Origin of the sequence: Rathayibacter sp. AY1C5 (assembly GCF_002931705.1) — a bacterium.
Lineage (GTDB): Bacteria > Actinomycetota > Actinomycetes > Actinomycetales > Microbacteriaceae > Rathayibacter.
On the sequence record NZ_PSWD01000002.1, the window covers coordinates 215078 to 232017 of the forward strand.

The window sequence follows — 16940 nt, forward strand, 5'->3', positions numbered from 1 at the left end:
GCGCGATGACCGGGCGGCGGACCGGCTCGAGGCCGCCCTCACGGCGGGACGCGGGCCGATGGTGCGGCCTAGGCTCGGCGCGTGACCGTCGATACCGCCGCCGCCGACTCCTCCGCCCGCTCCGCCGTGCTCGACGCTCTCACCACTCCGGCGCTGGTGCTCGACGAGACGGTGCTCGACCGCGACATCGCCGCCGTCGCCGCGGCTGCCCGCGAGCGGGGTCTGGCGCTCCGCCCCCACGCGAAGACCCACAAGTCGCTCGAGATCGCCCGGCGCCAGCTCGCCGCGGGGGCCGTCGGGCTCACCGTCGCGACCGTCTCGGAGGCCGAGGTCTTCGCCGCGGGAGGGATCCGCGACCTCTTCATCGCCTACCCGCTCTGGCTCGACGCCGAGCGCGCCGGGCGGCTCCGCCACGTCCTCGCGAGCGCCCGTGTGCGGGTCGGCGTCGACTCGGCGGAGTCGGCCGAGCGCCTGGCCGCGGCCCTGCCCGAGCGCGAGGGGCTCGAGGTCGTCGTCGAGATCGATTCCGGCCACCACCGCAGCGGCGTGCTCCCCGCCGAGGCCGGCGCGATCGCCGCGGCCGCCGTCTCGGCCGGGCTCGACGTCGCCGGCGTCTTCACCTTCCCCGGCCACAGCTACGCGGCCGGCAACGGAGCGGCGGCCGCCCGCGACGAGGCGCGCGCGCTCGCCGAGGCGGTCGCGTCGCTCGCGGCGTCCGGAGTCGAGGCCCGCGTGGTCAGCGGAGGCTCGACCCCCTCGGCCGCGTTCGCCGACTCCTCGGTGCTCACGGAGCTGCGCCCCGGGGTCTCGGCCCTCGGCGACGCCCAGCAGTGGGAGATCGGCACGATGACGCCCGAGGACATCGCCGTCACCGTCCTCGCCACGATCGTGTCCCGCCGCGGCGACCACCTGATCGCCGACGCGGGCAGCAAGGTGCTCTCCTCCGATCGTGGCGCGGCCTCGAGCGGCTTCGGCCGCCTCCCGGAGCACCCGGAGGCGCGCATCCCGGTGCTCTCGGAGCACCATGCGACGATCACCGGTGTCGACCTGCCCGTGGGGACGCGGGTGCGGATCGCGCCGAACCACGTCTGCGTCGCGGTGAACCTGGCCGACGAGTACCGCGTCCTCCTCCGCGACGGCGGCGGCGCCGTCTGGCCCGTCGACGCCCGCGGGCGGAACAGCTAGGCGATCCGCGAGCGCGGGATCCGCAGGCCGAGCAGCGCGCTCGCCGCCAGCAGCACGAAGGCGGAGGCGAAGGCCGCGGTCGGCGATGCGGCGTCGGCGAGAGCGCCTGCGAGCAGCGGCCCGATCACGCCGCCCAGGTCGGACGCGGCCTGGAACACCGAGACCGGCTTGCCGCCGCGCTCGCCCGCGGCGTCACCGACCAGCGCACCCGGGGCCGTGCCCATGAAGGCGGCCGCCGCTCCGTAGACGCAGAGCAGCACGACGAGCAGCCACAGCTCCGAGACGAACGGCATCGCCAGCATCGCCACCGCCGCGACGGAGAATCCGCCGATCAGCGCCGGGCGCCGGCCGACCGTGTCGACGAAGCGGCCGGCGGGCGCTAGCGCGATCGTCTGCACCACCGCGGCGATCGCGAACGCGATGCCGGTCCAGGCGGGCTGCCCGCCGAGCCCCTCGACGACGAGCACGGGGACGAGCGTCGCGCGGACTCCCATCGCCGACCAGCCGAGGGCGAAGTTCGCCAGCACCGCGCTCTGGTACCGGCGGTCGCGGGCGACCTCGCGCAGGGGCTTCGTCCTCGCCGCGGCGGACGGTGCCGCGTCGCGTTCCGGCCGCTGCAGCAGGATCAGCCCGACGAGCCCCGCGATCGCGAGCGTGCCGGCGTAGAAGAAGAAGGGGGCGGTGAGCGAGATCGCCGTGAGCACGCCGCCCACCGCGGGGCCCGCCATGCCGCCGAGCAGGAAACCGCCCTGGTAGAAGCCGATCGAGCGGCCGCGCCGCTCCGGGCTCGCGGTGCGCAGGAGGAGCGTCATCGCCGCGACGGAGAACATCGCGGAGCCGATGCCGCCGACTCCGCGCAGCAGGAGGAGGTGCGGGTAGTCGGAGGCGAAGCCGACCAGCGCCGAGGAGAGCGCGACGATGCCGATGCCGACGGCGAGCACGACCCGCTCGCCGAACCGGTCGACGAGCGGCCCCACGAACGGATTCGCGACCAGCCGCATCAGCGCGAACGCCGAGACGACCGCGCCGACCGCCGTGTAGTCGACGCCGAAGCTGCGCACGTAGGTCGGCAGCACCGGCACGACGACGCCGAACCCCAGCATCACGAAGAAGGCGACGACCCCCAGCACGAGCACGTCCCGTGGCAGTCGCTCGCTGTCTCGGGAACGCCACGGGAATCGCACCTGTCGACGCTACCCCTTCTCGAGGGCCCGGCCCGCGCCTCGATGTGTCGAGTTCGCGCCGACCGTCCGACACCCTCTGCGCGATGGATACGGTCCCAGGACCCGGCGGATCTGCCGGCGAATGAGGAGACGCCATGAAGAGTCCTCTGTGGTTCGGGTCCGGTCTCGCTGTCGTCGCGCTGGCGCTGACGTCGGTTCTCGGGGCGCAGGTGGCCTCGGCCGCTCCGATTCAGCCGAACAAGAACTGCGAGTACGAGTTTCAAGGGGGGTGCGTGAAGTGGCACACCGGCGTCTCGACCTGCGATCACATCGTCGAGACCAGTGCCCCGGAATATCGCAAGAAGGCCTGCGCGGTCTGGGTCACGACGGGGACGATGCACATCGAGCGATGAACGATGGTGGACCGCACGACCGCCTCATCGGCGGTACTCGTATCCGTGCTGCTCCTCGTGGGCTGCACCGAGCCGGGAGGCGATCAGCAGGCCGGTCCCTGCGTCCCGCTCGAGCGCACGTGGAACGACTACGCGCCGGAACTCGATCCCGTTCTGCGTCCACCGTTTCGCGAAGCCCTCGAGGGCTTCGACGAGAGCTCCTCGAACTCGATCGCGTCCGACGCTGCTCGTCTCGCCACGAGCAATCTGCTCTCCGCGATCTCCGGGGATCGACGAGCGAGCGAGTACTTCTGGAACGCCATGGACCTGATCGGCCGTGAGTGCGCCGAGGCGGGAGCCCCGCTGTCGTTCGACCACCACGGCGAGCAGCTGACGACGGGGAGCAGCGCCGACCTTGGGCGCCCGCCCTGGGCTCTCGATCCGCCGCCTCAGCCGGAGAGCGGCACGATCGAGCCGACGATCCCGGAGTAGCTCACGTAGTAGAGGACGCCGTCGCGGTGGAGGACGCCGCGGCCGGGGTAGCTCTCGTCCGGTCCGTCGGGCCCGTCGAGGAAGCCCGGAGCCGCGGTGTCGTCGGCGGTGAACCCGTCCGCGAGGAGCGCGGCGCTCCGGTCAGGCCACTCCGCGTCCGGGACCGCCAGCTGCCCGACCACGACCGACACGTCGCCCTGGCCGCTCCACCGGCAGAGCACCCCGTCCTCGTCGATCTCCTGCACGACGGGGTAGTCGACGTCGTAGACCGTCGCCTCGGGCGAGAGGGCGAGACCGTCCTCGGCGAGCGACGCCTCCTCCTCGGCCGTGAGCAGGTCCTCGCAGGGGAGCAGGGCGGTGGCCGGGGTCGCGGTGGGCAGCGGAGTCGCGCTGCCGGCGCTCGCGGTCGGGACAACACTGCTCGGCGTCGGAGCGCTCGAGACCAGCGGTGGAGCGGTCGTCGGGGCCGTCCCCTCGTCGGCGCTTCCCGTGCAGCCGCTCAGCGCGAGCAGCCCCGCCCCGCAGGCGAGCAGCACACCGGCGCCCCTCGCGGTCGTCGTCCGGATCATCGCGAGCCCCCTCGTCCGCGGCGGCCGCATCGCCGCCCCCTCGATCCTCTCCTCCGCCCTCGCCGGCTGTCCACCGCCCCCGGCCGGCGCAGAGGCGACTACCGCTTCGGCCCCGCGCCGATCGCCCAGACCCGCGGCGGCACGGTGCCGTTGACCGCGTGGTCGCCGACGATCCGCGCCTTGAACACCCACGGATTGTGGCTCGCTGCCGTGCGCGCGTTGCGCCAGTGCCGGTCGAGGTTCTTGCGGGTGCTCACCCCGGAGGCGCCCAGCGCGTCGAAGAGGTCGGAGGTCGCCCGGGTGGCCAGTTGCGTCAGGACGATCTGGGCCTGCGCCGTCTCGAGCTCGGCGAGGTCGTTCTGCCGCTCGTCCTGGAGCGGGTCGCCGTCGAGGGCCGCGTCGTGCGCCCGCTGCAGCGCGACCGCCGCGCGCTCCACGATCGCCGCTCCCGCATAGGCGGCGGCCGAGACCTGCCCCACCACCTGCAGGATCTGCGGATCCGCCGCGAACGACTCGGCGTTCCCGTGCGAGAAGATCCGGGTCCGCGCCCGCACTTCGGCCGCGATCTCGCGCTCGGCCCCCGCGATCGAGCCCGCCAGCACGGCCAGCAGCACCGCCTGGTAGAACGCGGTCTGGTAGCGGAACCGGGTCTCGAAGTCGATCACGTCCTCGGCCGCGACCACCGCCTCCGTGAAGGTGCTCGTCCCCGAGCCTGTGGTGCGCTGGCCGAAGCCGTCCCAGTCGTCGGCGTGCTCGACGCCCGCCTGGCGCGCGTCGACGATCGCGATCACCTTCTGCCCGGTGTCGGTGCGCTGGGCGAAGGTGTCGATCCAGTCGGCGAAGACGCTGCCGGTGGAGTAGTACTTCGTGCCGGTCACGGTGAACCGCGTCGGGTCGCCCTCGACCGGAGCGACCTTCGTCTGCACGTCGCCGATCGCGACCGTGCCGACCTCGGTCCAGGCGTTGCCGCCGAGCTCGCCGTCGGCGAAGCGCCGGAGCCAGCGCTCGCGGGTCCCGTCGGTCGCGAGCAGCCGGTCCTCGACCAGGGCGAAGTGGCCGCGGAGCGCCTGGGGCAGGTTGGAGTCGGCGGCGGCCAGCTCCGTCAGCAGGCGGAACAGCTGGGGGAGGCTCGCGCCGGCCCCGCCGGACTCCAGCGGCACGCGCACCGCGCCGAACCCGGCGTCCGCCAGCGCTCGGATCTGCGCGACCGGCAGCTCGCGCGCGCTCTCCCGCGCCGCCGCTCCCGCCGCGATCTCGGCGAACAGCGGCCGGAACCGCCCCGCCAGCTCCTCGTAGTCCACCTCGGGCACGGCCCGCACGTCGGTCGCGGTCATCGTCGGCTCCTGTTCCGCTGCGCCCACCCCGGGCGGCTCGTGCTCGACGGTAGGGGAGGAGCCCGGTCCGCGGGCCGCCCGTGACGCCCGGTGTCCCTCCGTGACCTCCGGTGTCCCTCCGTGACGCCCGGATCGGGGAATGCCTCGCCCCCGGGGCTGTTGGCCCAGGGGATGTCCTCCACCACTCCCGTCCCCCCGTCCGACCCCCGCAGCGCCCTCGTCGTCGGTGCGACGGGCATCGGCGGCTCCGCCCTCGTCGACCTGCTCACCGAGCAGGGGTGGCCGGTGACCGCCCTCTCGCGCCGCCCGATCGACGCGCGCCCCGGCGTCACTCCGCTCGCCGCCGACCTGCGCTCCGCCGAGGACCTGGCCCGCGTGCTCGCCGACCAGCGCCCCACGCACGTCTTCTTCACCGCCTGGTCGCGCCAGGCGACGGAGGAGGAGAACATCGCGGTCAACGGCGGCATGGTCCGCGACCTCCTCGCCGCGCTCGCGCACGCTCCCGTCGAGCACGTCGCGCTGGTGACCGGCCTCAAGCACTACCTCGGCCCGTTCGAGGCGTACGGGCAGGGCGCGATGCCCGACACCCCGTTCCACGAGGAGGAGGAGCGCCTCGACGCCCCGAACTTCTACTACGCGCAGGAGGACGAGCTCTTCGCCGCGGCCGGGCGCGCCGGGTTCACCTGGTCGGTGCACCGTTCGCACACGGTCATCGGGCACGCCGTCGGCAACGCGATGAACATGGGGCTGACCCTCGCGGTCGCGGCGTCGATCCACCGTGCCGAGGGCACCCCGTTCGTGTTCCCCGGCTCGCTCACGCAGTGGAACGGACTCACCGACATGACCGACGCGACGATCCTCGCCGAGCAGATGCTCTGGGCGTCGACGTCGGAGGCGGGCCGTGACCAGGCCTTCAACGTGGTCAACGGCGACGTCTTCCGCTGGCGCTGGATGTGGACCCGGATCGCGGAGCACTTCGGCGTCGAGCCGGTCGGCCCGGGGGAGGAGCCGCAGCCGCTCGAGCAGCAGATGGCCGATGCCGAGCCCGTCTGGCGGCGTCTCGTCGACGAGCACGGGCTGATCGAGCCCGACCTCTCCCGCGTCGCCTCCTGGTGGCACACGGACGCCGACCTCGGCCGGAACCTCGAGGTCGTCACCGACATCGGCAAGTCCCGCCTCGCCGGCTTCACGGCGTTCCACCGGACGGTCGACTCGTTCACGGCGCTCTTCGACCGCTACCGCGCGGAGCGCCTGATCCCCTAGCCCGTCGGCCCTCATCCGTCGCCGCTCCGTCGTCCGCCGGACACCCCGTCGACACCCCTCGTCTCCCCGCCGTGCCTAGCGTCACGGCATGGCGGCGAGCGGATGATCGAGCGGGTGGACCCGTTCCTGGGCACGGAGGCGACCGCGCTCCCGGAGCCGACGGGGCTCGCAGCGACGTGGTGGTCGCCGAAGCCGCAGATCGGGAACACGCACCCCGGAGCCACCTACCCCCTCGGCATGGTGTCCGCGTGCTCCTACTCCGGCGCCTATCCGACGGGCTACGGCCGCTACGACCTCGCGCTCGAGGGGGTCCCGCCGACGCTTCACGACGGCCTCGAGGCGAGCGGATTCACCCACTTCCAGCAGTCGGGCACCGGCGCGATCCGCAAGTACTACAACTACCTGCGGGTCACGCCGATGCTCGAGCCGCTCGACGAGCTCGGGTGCAGCTGGGCCCTCGAGGACGAGGTGGCGGAGCCCGGCTACTACGCGGCGACCCTCTCCTCCGGCGTACGGGCCGAGCTCACCGTCGGGCCCGCCTCCGTGGTGCACCGCTACACCTTCCCCGAGCACCGCAGCGCCCGCGTGGTGGTCGACCTCTCCCTCGGAGGTCTGGCGATCCCGAGCGGAGCGACGGTGCCGCTGCGCGCGCAGCTGCACTCGATCTCGCCCGGCGTCGCGGCCGGCGAGGTCGTGATGGAGGGGGCGCCGCTCGCGGTGCACCTGGAGTGCGACGCCCTGCAGTGGCGGCAGATGCTCTGGTACGACCGCCGGCTGATGCCCGGCGGAACCCGGCTCGACTTCGACCACATCCGTCCCACCACGCTGCGCCCCTTCGGGCTGATGTGGGCGGGACCCAGCACGGCAGGGCAGACCGTCGAGCTCCGGATGGGCTTCTCGCTGCGGGGCACCGACCGCGCCCGTGAGAATCTGCATCGCGACGTCCCTCCTGCGGGCACCGGGTTCGACCAGCGCCGCGATCGCACCCGCAAGACGTGGCGGAAGCGCCTGCGCACGATCGCCGTCGACACCCCGTCCGCCGAGCGCGAGACGATCTTCTCGACCGCGCTCTACCACTCGCTGATCAAGCCGTGCCTCGCCCCCTCCGAGAGTCCGTTCTGGCCGACGGACGGACCCTTCGTCTTCGACATCAGCACGATGTGGGACATCTACCGCACTCAGCTCCCGCTGCTCACGATGCTGCTGCCGGAGCGGGCGGTCGAGATCGCGGCTGCGCTCCTCACCATCTGCGAGGAGGAGGGCAACTTCCCGATCGGCTACCGGATGGCCAAGGGCAGCGACCGGTTCTCGCGCCAGGGCAGTGCCCTCGCGCACACCTTCCTCGCCGACCTCTGTCGGCTCGGGCTGCCCGGCATCGACTGGGACGCCGCTCTCGTGCACATGAGCGAGGACCTCAAGCGGATGTACGGCGAGGAGTTCCTCGCCGCGGGGGAGGCTCACCCGATCAGCCACACGCTCGACCTGGCGCACGGCTACTGGTGCACAGCGGTCGTGGCCCGCCACGTCGGCGATCTCGAGCTCGCCGAGCAGCTCGAGGAGCGCGCCGCGCAGTGGGTGAACGCGTTCGACCTCCGCTCCGGCCTGCTCAAGGACTCGACGTACTACGAGGGCACCCGCCACAACTACTCGTTCCGCCTGCTGCACGACATGGCCGGGCGCATCGCCCTCAGCGGAGGGGACGAGGGCTTCGTCGCCCAGCTGGACGAGTTCTTCGGCTACGGAGCCGAGCCGGTCGTCCAGCCCGGGCTGCGCCCCGAGCGGAGCGAGATGCTCGCGGGAGCCGAGCTCGGACGCTTCGAGGGGCTCAACAACGAGCCCGACATGGACTCGCCGTGGGCGTACCACTACGCGGGACGGCCTGACCGGACCGCCGAGATCGTGCACGGCGTGCTGCACCAGCGGTTCGGAGCGGGCCGGGGAGGCCTGCCAGGGAACGACGACTCCGGCGGCCTCAGCTCCTGGTACGTGTGGGCGAGCCTCGGGCTGTTCCCCGTCGCCGGGCAGGGCCTGGTGCTGGTCAACGCGCCGAGCTTCGCGCGCGCGTCGGTGGCGATCGGAGGGGCCGACCTCGAGATCCGGACCACCGGCTTCGTCGAGCCCGAGCCGGGTGGGCCGGTCCAGTACGTGCAGTCGGCCGAGTTCGACGGCGCGCCCCTCCTGACGAGCGTCCTGACCGCGGCCGCCCTCCATCGCGGCGGCGAGCTGCTCCTGCACCTCGGTCCGGAGCCCTCCGACTGGGGGACCCTGCCCGAGCACCGGCCGCCCTCGTGGCCGGCGCGCCGGCACTGACCCCCGCTCGCTGTCACCCCCGCTACCACCGACCCCGCGCGTCCGGCCTCCGCCGCCGCACCCGACCGACGACCCCTGAAGGAGACCCATGGACCAGAGCACGCACGCGAACACCGTGCAGAACAGACTCGTCATCGTCGTCCGCGTCGATCCGGTGATCTGCGGGCACTCCGTCGAAGCGCGCAATCTCGCCGAGACCGCCCGGGAGCGCGGATTCGACGAGGTCCGGATCGTCACCTGGCCGATCGACCGGCTCGAGGCCGCGGGCCTCCCGCTCAAGCCGCTCGACGCCGTGCTGCCCTACAGCGACGGCATCGTCGTGGAGCGGCCGGGACCCGTGGGCGACTACAAGGTCCCGGACGGCCGCTGGCTGGCCGGGATGACCGGGCGCCTGATCGAGCTGTTCACCGACGGCGTCCCGACCGTCTGCCTCTCGCTCTACCTGAGCCCGCACACGCTCGTCGTGGCCGACGCCCTCCGCGCCGCCTGGAGCACCGGACTGCCCGTCGAGGTGACCACGATCGCCGAGGCCGTCGGCTCCGACGTCACGAACGTGGTCCGCCGGGCGGTGGAGGAGGGCCGGCTGGGCGCCGCCGCCCACATCCTCTCCTCCTACCTCTCGCAGGACCACTGCGTCGCGGTGTCGGAGTACACGCGCGACCTGATCATCGAGGAGGCGGAGCGCGTCGACGCCGCGCACGGGACGCGCTTCGCTCCGCAGTGCCGGGAGCGCATCGCCGTGTCCTACCCGGCGATCGACGCGGACGCCTACCTCGACCTCGACCCCAGCGTCGTCGAGGAGGTCGTGCGGGCCCGCGGACTCCGGACCGACGGCTACGTCCTCTTCCTCTCGCGCCTGACCGAGGCGAAGGGCGTGGAGGATCTCATCACCGGCTACGAGCGCAGTGCCGTCCACGAGCGCCACGAGCTCGTCATCGCGGGTCGCGGTCCGCAGGAGGCGGAGCTGCGCCGGATCGCGGCGGCGTCACCGCTGGCGCACCGCATCCGCTTCCTCGACGACGTCGGCGACGCGGAGAAGCCCTTCCTGATGGCGGGCTGCGCGGCGTTCGTGCTCCCGAGCAAGCCGCGGCCCGAGTTCGTCGAGACCTTCGGCATCGCGCTGGCCGAGAAGATGCTCGCCGGGGGCGGCCCGATCATCACCACGCTGACCGGCGGCATCGGCGAGGCGATCGGCGAGCACGCCTTCGTGACCCCGGTCGACAGCCCGGACACGATCGCCGCGCTCCTCGACCACGCCGTCCTCGAGCTCAGCGCCGACGATCGCGCACGCCGAGCGGCGGCCGCCCGGGAGTACGCCCTGCAGTTCGATCGGCGGGTCGTGTTCGACCGCCTCTTCGCCCGCCTGGCGCGGCCCGCCGTGGCGACGGCGGCGCTCTAGCGGCGGGAGTCCGGAGAGGCCGTCGCTGCGGCACCCCTCGCGATGAGCACGTCCGGCGAGAGCTGGTGGCGCACGAAGCGGAGGGTGAAGCTGCGGCGGTCTCCTCCGGAGACCCGCTCGGCGAGGACGCGGATGCCGAGGACGGCGACGACGCGCCACTGCTCGGTCTCGTGGGCGACGACGGCGCAGAAGAGGTCGCCCGGGCGCACCTCGTCGACGGTGGTGGTGAGGCTGTTCGTTCCGTGGGTCATCTGGCCGCTCCTGGTTCCGGCGGACCTCGCGGACGGCGCTTCGGGTGCGCCGCGCAGCCGTCCGCCGGTCGCTCGAGAGGGGGGCCCGAGCGGCCGGCGGCCGGTCATGCGTGCGACAGCAGGGACGAGCCCGCCGGAACGACCCCGTGCCGCAGGAGCAGTGTAGGACTGCGACCCTGACCGTGGCGCGGAATGTCAACCACTTGCGAGCGCGCTCCCGGGGTTCTCAAGCCCGGAGACGACGGAACCCGCCTCCCGGGCGGGAAGGCGGGTCGTGTCGGTGTGCGGCGGCGGCGCCTGATCGGGAGCGGCTCCGGCGCGGAGGGTCAGGCGGCGGGCTCGGCGCGGCGCAGCGGAACGGCGGCGTTGCTCGTCGGCTCGGGCACGATGCGGAGGCCGGCGCCGCTGTTGGCGCGCTCCATGAGGGCCTCGACCCACTCCGGGTTGATCGTGGGCTGACGGCTGCCCTTGAACTCGAACTGGATCGGGATGGTCGGGTGCATCCATACGCCGCGGCGGCCGGTGCCGGCCTGGGGGCTCGCGTCGAGGGTGAGCAGGAAGCGCTCGTCGCGGCGGAACTTGTTGATGATGACGATCTGGAGGTGGGCGAGGGCGCGGTCCTCGACCTCGATGGCGGCGGGGGGAGTGCCGTACAGGATGTTGCCCATGGTGTGCTCCGATCTGACGTGCGAGTGGCTGACGTCCGTCACTCTATATCGCTAGAAAGACTTCCTACTAGTTGAGCTAGCTACTTACGTCGCGGACTGCGTTTTCTGTCCATCGCCGCCGGTCGCCTCGATTCTCCGACGGCCCCGGGGCGCGGCAGAAGTCCCTCGGAGTGAACTCTCGGGGACGCACGGCCACGGCCGCGTGGACGCGCGTCAGGCGCGGCGCTGCTCCAGCACGCCGTCGGCGTACTCGCCGATCGGCTCGCCCGCGAGCTCCTGGGCGGCGTCGACCGTCTCGGAGTCGGCCGGGCGCTCGACGATGTCGCGCATCGTCTGCAGGAAGCGGATGACGGTCCCGGCCTCGGAGGGGTTGAGCGTCTCGGCCGCCTCGAGCATGCGGCGGTGCATCTCGTCGAGCGTCTCGCGCACCTCGCGGTGGGAGGTGGGGGTGGCGACGATGCGGATGGCCCGGCGGTCGCTCGGGTGCGGCTCCCTGACCACGTGCCCGCTCTTGACCAGCCGGTCGATCAGCACGGTCGTGGAGGCGGAGGAGATGCCGAGGTAGGAGGCCAGGTCCTTCGGGCTGACGTGCACGCCCTTCTGCTGGCGGCGCATGAGGAACTGCACGGCCAGCAGGTCGTTCTCGCCCATGCCCATGGATCCGCGGGTCCGTCGGCGCATCGCGGCCTCCGCCGTGCGGAAGGCGCGCATCGCGGCGAGGACCTCCACCGCTCCGGGCTCGGTCGCCTCACCCGAGAACCAGAAGGCCCCGGGTCGCTTCAGCGTGACCTCATCCATGCCGAACAGTCTAGACAGTCTCGTAGCAAGAACATCTAGACAAGCCAACCTCCCCCGAGGTGCTTGCCTGGAAGGGCGGCGACCACTACGAAGGGACTACTAGTTAGACGAGCTAGTGACTCATTCGCGAAGGGAGCTGCCCGTGCTGGACGAACTCGACCGCCTGCAGCCGCTCCTGGCCGACGTCGTGGATCCGCTGGTCGGCTCCGCCCTGGCCGGTCGCTACCTCGTGCTCGAGCGGGTGGGGGAGGGCGGCAGCGCCGTCGTCTACCGCGCCCGCGACCTCCGCCTCGCCCGCCAGGTCGCGGTCAAGGTCCACCGCGACGTCCCGGACACCCCCAACGAGCGGGCGCGTCGCGAGCGCGAGATCCGCTTCCTGATCGACTCGCGTCACGCCTCCGTGGTGGACGTCCTCGACCAGGGCGAGATCCCCGGCGAGGAGGGCGACCTCGCGTTCCTCGTCCTCGAGTACTTCGACCGCAGCGACCCGGCGGCCGACTGGTTCGGCTCCGGCGATGAGCGGCTCGTCGCGGAGGTCGGCGCTCAGGTGGCCGATGCTCTCGCGCACCTGCACGCGCAGGGCGTCCTCCACCGCGACGTGAAGCCCGAGAACGTCCTCGTCCGCTCGCGCGCCACCGCATCCGGCTTCTCCGCGCACGAGGCCAAGCTCAGCGACTTCGGGATCGCCCGCTCGGTCGACGACGCCCGGCTCACCCGCTCCGACGTGCTGGTGGGCACCGCCGCGTACCTCAGCCCCGAGAGCCTCGGCTCCGGCCCGGTCGGACCGGCGTCCGACGTCTACTCGCTCGGGCTGGTCCTGCTCGAGGCCGTCTCGGGCCGCAGGGCCTACACCGGCACGACGCTCGAGATCTCGATCCAGCGCCTCCACCACGCGCCCGTCGTCCCGGAGTCGGTCCCGGCGGAGTGGCGCGAGCTGCTGACCGCGATGACCGCTCTCGATCCGGCCGACCGCCCCTCCGCCGAGGAGGTGGCACGCCGGCTCTGGGCGCGCCTGGCCGGCGGCCCCGCCGCAGCCCCCTCCCGCAGCGGAGTCACGGGCACGGTCGCCCTCGTCGCCGCGGGCCTGGTCGGCGCGGTGACGGCCCTCTCGCTCACCGGCTGGCTGGGCTGAGCGCCCCGAGCGGTCCTCGTCCGCTCAGGTTCCTCGCGAGCGTGCTCCCGTAGGCTCCGGGCGACCCTCGACCGACCCCGAGCCGCGTCGCCGCGGACCGAACGGAGCCGATCCCATGAGCCCGCGCCGCCTCTTCCGCCTGCTGTCGATCGTCGAGGCGGTGACCTGGACTCTCCTGATCGTCGGGATGCTGCTGAAGTACGCGGCCGGAGCCGGCGACTGGCCGGTGAGCGTCGCCGGGCCGATCCACGGGTTCGCGTTCCTCGCCTACGGAGCCGCGGCCCTGGTGCTCGCGGTGAACCAGCGGTGGTCGGCGGGCGCGACGGCGCTCGCGGTCGTCAGCGCGGTCGTGCCCTACGCGACCATCCCGCTGGAGCGCGGCTTCGAGCGCCGCGGCCTGCTGGAGGGCCCGTGGCGGACGCACGCGACGGACGACCCGCGCGACCGGCGTGTGACGAGCAGACTCCTCCGCTGGGCGCTCGCGCGGCCCGTGCTCGCCGGGGCGCTGGTCCTGGCTCTGGTCGCCGTGGTCTTCGCGGCGCTGCTCGTGGTCGGCCCGCCCGGGGGCGGCGAGGCCTGATCCCGCCCGCGGCGTGCCTCAGACGGGGCGCGTCTCCGCGTCGATGAGGATCTCGGCGGCGCGACGCGCGTGCAGGGCGGCCTCCGGGGTTCCGGCGATGGCCGCGGTGGTCTGGGCGCCCTCGGCGAGGATCGCGAGCTGCGCGGCGAGCTCGGCGCCGCCACCCGCCTCCTCGGCGAGGGTCGCGAGGAAGCGCTGGAACGTCTCCTTGTGGTCGCGCGCCATCTCGGCGACCATCGGGTTCGACGAGCCGAGCTCCCCGAAGGCGTTGATGAAGCCGCAGCCGCGGAACGAGTCCTCGGAGAACCAGTCGAAGAGGAAGTCGTAGATCGCGAGCAGCTTGCCGCGAGGTCCGTCCGCCGCGGCGACCCGGGTGGTCACGCCGAGGGTCCACTGCTCGTGCCGGCCGTGCAGGACGGCGACCACCACCGACTCCTTGCTCGGGAACTCCGAGTAGAGGCGCTTCAGCGAGACGCCCGCGGCCGTGCGGAGCTCGTCCATCCCGACGGACTGGATGCCGCGCTCGTAGTAGAGCCGGTCGGCGGCCGCGAGGATCGCCTCGCGGGGAGGGCGCTCGTCGAGGATCGGGGACATCCCTCCATGGTAGGCGGTACCAGAACGGGCGTTCTCGGTCGGCGGCCGCGCTCTCCGCAGGGGGTCCGGGGGCCGGGCGCTGCTGCTAGCGTCGCGCTCGGGCGCGCGGGCGCCCGGGAACGGGAGGCGGACGCATGGTCGTCGCGATGCAGGCCGAGGGATTCGACGGGCCGGAGGCGCTGCGCGCCGTCGAGGTCGATCCGGGGGAGCCGACGCCCGGCAGGGTGCGGATCGCGGTGCGCGCCGCGGGCGTGAACCCGGCCGATGCGAAGCTCCTGCGCGGGATGTTCGGGCGCGGTCGGGTGCCGGTCCGGCCGGGCAGCGAGGTCTCCGGAGTCGTGACCGCGGTCGGCGAGGGGGCCGAGGGGCCGCTCGGCCCGATCCGCGTGGGCGACGAGGTCGTGGCGTTCCGGGTCTCCGGCGGCTACTCCGCCGAGCTGGTCGCGCCCGCGAGCGCGGTCCTGCCCAAGCCCGCCGGGCTCGGCTGGGCGGCGGCCGCGGGCCTGCTGCTGGCCGGGACGACCGCCGAGCACCTCGTCGAGGCCACCCGCGTCTCCTCCGGGGACACCGTCCTGGTGCACGGGGCGAGCGGGGCCGTCGGCTCGCTCGCGGTGCAGCTCGCGGTCGCCCGCGGAGCACGGGTGCTGGGCACCACGAGCGAGCGCGGCGAGGAGGTCGTCCGCCGCTTCGGCGCGGAGCCGGTCCGCTACGGCGCCGGGCTGGAGGAGCGCGTGCGCGCCCTGGCCCCCGGCGGCGTCGACGTCGCGCTGGACACGGCGGGCACCGACGAGGCGCTGGACGCCTCGGTGGCTCTGGTCGCCGACCGCTCGCGCATCGCCACTGTGGCCGGCTTCGAGCACGCCGCCCGCCTCGGCGGGATCCTGATGCTCGGCGGCGGACCGGGAGCCGATCCCGGCACCGCGCTCCGCGACGCCGCCCGGCCGGGCCTGCTCGACCGCGCCGGTCGCGGGGAGCTCGAGGTCGTGCTCGGGCCCTCCTTCCCGCTGACCGAGGCGGCCGCCGCGCTCGCCCTCGTCGAGTCGGGCCGCGCGCGCGGCAAGACGGTCCTGCTCCCCTGAACGAGACGTCCTCCCTCGACCTGCCGGCCCTCGGGCCCTTCGACCCCGCCGGCGCCGCGAGCCTCCTCCGCAACCACGCCCTCCCCGGAGTGGAGCGGGTCTCGGCCGACGGCCGGCGCCTGGAGCGCCTGCTCACCCTCGACGGGGCGACGCGGCCGATCGCGCTCGAGGTGACGGAGACCGGGCTGCGGGTGGAGGCGGAGCCGGACGTGCTGACGCCGGCGGCCGCGGTCGTCCGTGCCTGGTTCGACCTCGACTCCGATGTGGTGGCGATCGGCGCCGAGCTCTCGCGGGACCCGCTGCTCGCCCGCTCCGTCGCGGCCCGGCCGGGGCTGCGCGCGACGCAGTACCCGGAGGCGTTCGAGGCGGCGGTCATGGCGGTCCTCGGCCAGCAGGTGTCCGTCGCCGCGGCCCGGACCTTCGGCGGACGCACCGCCGCGGCCTTCGGCGCCCCGGGGGAGCGCGGTCTCCTGGCCTTCCCCGCACCCGCCGCCCTGCTCGCCCCGGAGTTCGAGGCGCTGCGCTCGGCGATCGGGATCACCAACGCCCGGGCGCGGACGGTCCGGGCCGTCGCCGAGGCCTTCGCCGCCGGACCCGTGCTCGACCGCGCGGGCGACCTGCCGGAGCAGCGGCGCGCGCTCCTCGCGATCCCGGGCATCGGGCCGTGGACGGCCGACTACCTCGCGCTCCGGTTCCTCGGCGATCCGGACGCCTTCCCCGCCGGCGACCTGGTGCTGCGTAAGGCGCTCGGCCGGGTGAGCACGGCGGAGGCGGAGGCGGCGTCGCAGGCGTGGCGGCCGCACCGGGCGCACGCGGCGTTCCACCTGTGGGCGAGTACCGGAGCGGTCTGAGCGGGTGGACGACCCGAGTCGAGAGCCGCGCCCGGACCGGCGGCCGGGACCGGCCGCCGACGGATCAGGTCAGGTACTCGACGTCGTCGTACAGGATCGGCGCGTCCTCGGCGTCCGGATCCTCGACCGGGACGTCCTCGTGCTCGAGGATGACCGCGACGCCCGGGGAGACCAGCACGCAGACCTCGCGCTCGCCGGCGACCGTGAAGCTCACCATGTCGCCGCGGTTGCGCACGGCCTCGACCAGGCGCTTCTCGAGCTCCTCGGTGTCGAGGGAGACGGCGAGAAGGAAACGGCGGCCGTCGATGCTGAGCGTGGTGCGCCGCATCGTCGCCTCGGGCTCGGGAGGCGTGCCGCGTCCGCCGCGGCCCGGCGTGACCGCCTTGACCCGCAGCGACGAGGCGTGCATCCGGATGACGGCGTTCACGAGCCCGCCTCCGGGCGCGACTCGTGGTGGCGGCGGCCGCCGGAGCGGCGGTCCTCCTTCATCTCGGACTCGAAGAGGTGGCGGCGTCCGCCGGCGAGCTCGTCGCGCGCGGCGCGCTCCTGCTCCCGGAACGCGGCGTAGTAGGTGTCGTCGTAGTCCTCGACGATCTGGAAGGTCCAGCGCCCCTCGATGACGTTGCGGCCGACGAGCTCGGCCTCGATCCGCTCGGCGGTCGCGGCGTGGCCGGCCTCGCGCAGCGCGTCGACGGCCTCGCCCAGAGCGAGGTCGGCCGCGCCGGTGAGCCGGTGGAAGCCGTAGAGCAGACCGCGGGCGTGCTCGACCGTCTCGAGCGCCTCCGAGAGCTTCCCGAGCGCCGCCACGGTGGCGTCGTCGAGACCCTCCGGGCGCAGGTGCGCGGAGTCGGGGTGGTCGTGTGAGCTGCTCATCCAGGTG

19 protein-coding genes are annotated in these 16940 nt (G+C 73.7%); 10 read left to right on the plus strand and 9 right to left on the minus strand.

Annotation, left to right across the window (positions count from 1 at the left end):
* Positions 1-81: 81 nt before the first annotated feature.
* The gene (locus C5C57_RS03370) at positions 82-1185 is read left to right on the plus strand and encodes an alanine racemase (protein WP_258072016.1); all 1104 of its coding nucleotides are present in this window, start codon (positions 82-84) and stop codon (positions 1183-1185) included.
* On the opposite strand, the gene C5C57_RS03375 is transcribed toward C5C57_RS03370, so the two are convergent.
* The gene (locus tag C5C57_RS03375; protein WP_258072017.1) at positions 1182-2321 is read right to left on the minus strand and encodes an MFS transporter; all 1140 of its coding nucleotides are present in this window, start codon (positions 2319-2321) and stop codon (positions 1182-1184) included. The two genes, C5C57_RS03370 and C5C57_RS03375, sit on opposite strands and share 4 nt — an antisense overlap.
* A 182-nt stretch (positions 2322-2503) precedes the next feature.
* Here C5C57_RS03375 and C5C57_RS03380 point away from each other — a divergent pair, with 182 nt between their 5' ends.
* Both C5C57_RS03380 and C5C57_RS03385 read left to right on the plus strand, forming a co-directional pair.
* Positions 2504-2761 carry a hypothetical protein gene (locus tag C5C57_RS03380; RefSeq protein WP_104246993.1) on the plus strand — a complete coding sequence of 86 codons (258 nt, stop codon included), beginning with the start codon at positions 2504-2506 and terminating at the stop codon, positions 2759-2761.
* Positions 2762-2764: 3 nt separating this feature from the next.
* A complete protein-coding gene (locus tag C5C57_RS03385) occupies positions 2765-3232 on the plus strand; it encodes a hypothetical protein (RefSeq protein WP_104246994.1) in 468 nt (155 codons plus the stop codon).
* Here the strand turns inward: C5C57_RS03385 and C5C57_RS03390 are convergent.
* A complete protein-coding gene (locus C5C57_RS03390) occupies positions 3190-3801 on the minus strand; it encodes a hypothetical protein (protein WP_104246995.1) in 612 nt (203 codons plus the stop codon). The two genes, C5C57_RS03385 and C5C57_RS03390, sit on opposite strands and share 43 nt — an antisense overlap.
* 98 nt (positions 3802-3899) lie before the next feature.
* Positions 3900-5135: an acyl-CoA dehydrogenase family protein gene (locus C5C57_RS03395; RefSeq protein ID WP_104246996.1), complete on the minus strand. Its 1236-nt coding sequence runs from the start codon at positions 5133-5135 to the stop codon at positions 3900-3902.
* Between the two features lie 171 nt (positions 5136-5306).
* On the opposite strand from C5C57_RS03395, the gene C5C57_RS03400 reads away from it, so the two are divergent.
* The 3 genes from C5C57_RS03400 to C5C57_RS03410 all read left to right on the plus strand — a co-directional run bounded on the left by C5C57_RS03400 (position 5307) and on the right by C5C57_RS03410 (position 10107).
* Positions 5307-6398, plus strand: a complete 1092-nt coding sequence (locus C5C57_RS03400; RefSeq protein WP_104224165.1) for an SDR family oxidoreductase — start codon at positions 5307-5309, stop codon at positions 6396-6398.
* Positions 6399-6512: 114 nt separating this feature from the next.
* The gene (locus C5C57_RS03405; protein WP_258068703.1) at positions 6513-8708 is read left to right on the plus strand and encodes a glycoside hydrolase domain-containing protein; all 2196 of its coding nucleotides are present in this window, start codon (positions 6513-6515) and stop codon (positions 8706-8708) included.
* Between the two features lie 88 nt (positions 8709-8796).
* A complete protein-coding gene (locus tag C5C57_RS03410) occupies positions 8797-10107 on the plus strand; it encodes a glycosyltransferase (protein ID WP_104297305.1) in 1311 nt (436 codons plus the stop codon).
* Here C5C57_RS03410 and C5C57_RS03415 read toward each other — a convergent pair.
* From C5C57_RS03415 to C5C57_RS03425, 3 genes are all read right to left on the minus strand, one after another.
* On the minus strand, positions 10104-10358 hold the full coding sequence (locus tag C5C57_RS03415; RefSeq protein WP_104246999.1) for a hypothetical protein: 255 nt from the start codon (positions 10356-10358) through the stop codon (positions 10104-10106). The two genes, C5C57_RS03410 and C5C57_RS03415, sit on opposite strands and share 4 nt — an antisense overlap.
* 326 nt (positions 10359-10684) lie before the next feature.
* Positions 10685-11026 (minus strand): ATP-dependent DNA ligase, encoded by a 342-nt coding sequence (locus C5C57_RS03420; RefSeq protein ID WP_104224199.1) that lies wholly within the window; start codon positions 11024-11026, stop codon positions 10685-10687.
* A gap of 213 nt (positions 11027-11239) precedes the next feature.
* Positions 11240-11824 carry a MarR family winged helix-turn-helix transcriptional regulator gene (locus C5C57_RS03425; RefSeq protein ID WP_104224167.1) on the minus strand — a complete coding sequence of 195 codons (585 nt, stop codon included), beginning with the start codon at positions 11822-11824 and terminating at the stop codon, positions 11240-11242.
* Positions 11825-11966: 142 nt separating this feature from the next.
* Here C5C57_RS03425 and C5C57_RS03430 point away from each other — a divergent pair, with 142 nt between their 5' ends.
* A complete protein-coding gene (locus tag C5C57_RS03430; protein WP_181027126.1) occupies positions 11967-12956 on the plus strand; it encodes a serine/threonine-protein kinase in 990 nt (329 codons plus the stop codon).
* Positions 12957-13071: 115 nt separating this feature from the next.
* Positions 13072-13536 (plus strand): DUF3817 domain-containing protein, encoded by a 465-nt coding sequence (locus tag C5C57_RS03435; RefSeq protein ID WP_104247001.1) that lies wholly within the window; start codon positions 13072-13074, stop codon positions 13534-13536.
* Positions 13537-13554: 18 nt separating this feature from the next.
* Here C5C57_RS03435 and C5C57_RS03440 read toward each other — a convergent pair whose 3' ends face one another.
* Positions 13555-14130: a TetR/AcrR family transcriptional regulator gene (locus tag C5C57_RS03440; RefSeq protein WP_104224170.1), complete on the minus strand. Its 576-nt coding sequence runs from the start codon at positions 14128-14130 to the stop codon at positions 13555-13557.
* A 134-nt stretch (positions 14131-14264) separates the two neighbouring features.
* Here C5C57_RS03440 and C5C57_RS03445 point away from each other — a divergent pair, with 134 nt between their 5' ends.
* Both C5C57_RS03445 and C5C57_RS03450 read left to right on the plus strand, forming a co-directional pair.
* Entirely contained in the window at positions 14265-15209 is a 945-nt protein-coding gene (locus C5C57_RS03445; protein ID WP_258072018.1) for an NADP-dependent oxidoreductase, read from the plus strand.
* A 20-nt stretch (positions 15210-15229) separates the two neighbouring features.
* Positions 15230-16060, plus strand: coding sequence for a DNA-3-methyladenine glycosylase (locus C5C57_RS03450; RefSeq protein ID WP_258072727.1), 831 nt, complete (start codon positions 15230-15232; stop codon positions 16058-16060).
* A 64-nt stretch (positions 16061-16124) separates the two neighbouring features.
* On the opposite strand, the gene C5C57_RS03455 is transcribed toward C5C57_RS03450, so the two are convergent.
* Together C5C57_RS03455 and C5C57_RS03460 are read right to left on the minus strand one after the other, a co-directional pair.
* On the minus strand, positions 16125-16487 hold the full coding sequence (locus C5C57_RS03455; protein WP_104224172.1) for a hypothetical protein: 363 nt from the start codon (positions 16485-16487) through the stop codon (positions 16125-16127).
* Positions 16484-16933, minus strand: a complete 450-nt coding sequence (locus C5C57_RS03460; RefSeq protein WP_104224173.1) for a hypothetical protein — start codon at positions 16931-16933, stop codon at positions 16484-16486. Before C5C57_RS03460 ends, C5C57_RS03455 begins: the two co-directional genes overlap by 4 nt.
* Positions 16934-16940 lie beyond the last annotated feature (7 nt).

Bases quoted from the DNA above. Each gene is read 5' to 3' on its own strand.
- C5C57_RS03435 (WP_104247001.1), top strand. From the start codon at position 13,072: ATGAGCCCGCGCCGCCTCTTCCGCCTGCTGTCGATCGTCGAGGCGGTG.
- C5C57_RS03390 (WP_104246995.1), bottom strand. From the start codon at position 3,801: ATGATCCGGACGACGACCGCGAGGGGCGCCGGTGTGCTGCTCGCCTGC.
- C5C57_RS03410 (WP_104297305.1), top strand. From the start codon at position 8,797: ATGGACCAGAGCACGCACGCGAACACCGTGCAGAACAGACTCGTCATC.
- C5C57_RS03460 (WP_104224173.1), bottom strand. From the start codon at position 16,933: ATGAGCAGCTCACACGACCACCCCGACTCCGCGCACCTGCGCCCGGAG.
- C5C57_RS03440 (WP_104224170.1), bottom strand. From the start codon at position 14,130: ATGTCCCCGATCCTCGACGAGCGCCCTCCCCGCGAGGCGATCCTCGCG.
- C5C57_RS03385 (WP_104246994.1), top strand. From the start codon at position 2,765: ATGGTGGACCGCACGACCGCCTCATCGGCGGTACTCGTATCCGTGCTG.
- C5C57_RS03415 (WP_104246999.1), bottom strand. From the start codon at position 10,358: ATGACCCACGGAACGAACAGCCTCACCACCACCGTCGACGAGGTGCGC.
- C5C57_RS03425 (WP_104224167.1), bottom strand. From the start codon at position 11,824: ATGGATGAGGTCACGCTGAAGCGACCCGGGGCCTTCTGGTTCTCGGGT.
- C5C57_RS03445 (WP_258072018.1), top strand. From the start codon at position 14,265: ATGGTCGTCGCGATGCAGGCCGAGGGATTCGACGGGCCGGAGGCGCTG.
- C5C57_RS03420 (WP_104224199.1), bottom strand. From the start codon at position 11,026: ATGGGCAACATCCTGTACGGCACTCCCCCCGCCGCCATCGAGGTCGAG.
- C5C57_RS03400 (WP_104224165.1), top strand. From the start codon at position 5,307: ATGTCCTCCACCACTCCCGTCCCCCCGTCCGACCCCCGCAGCGCCCTC.
- C5C57_RS03380 (WP_104246993.1), top strand. From the start codon at position 2,504: ATGAAGAGTCCTCTGTGGTTCGGGTCCGGTCTCGCTGTCGTCGCGCTG.
- C5C57_RS03395 (WP_104246996.1), bottom strand. From the start codon at position 5,135: ATGACCGCGACCGACGTGCGGGCCGTGCCCGAGGTGGACTACGAGGAG.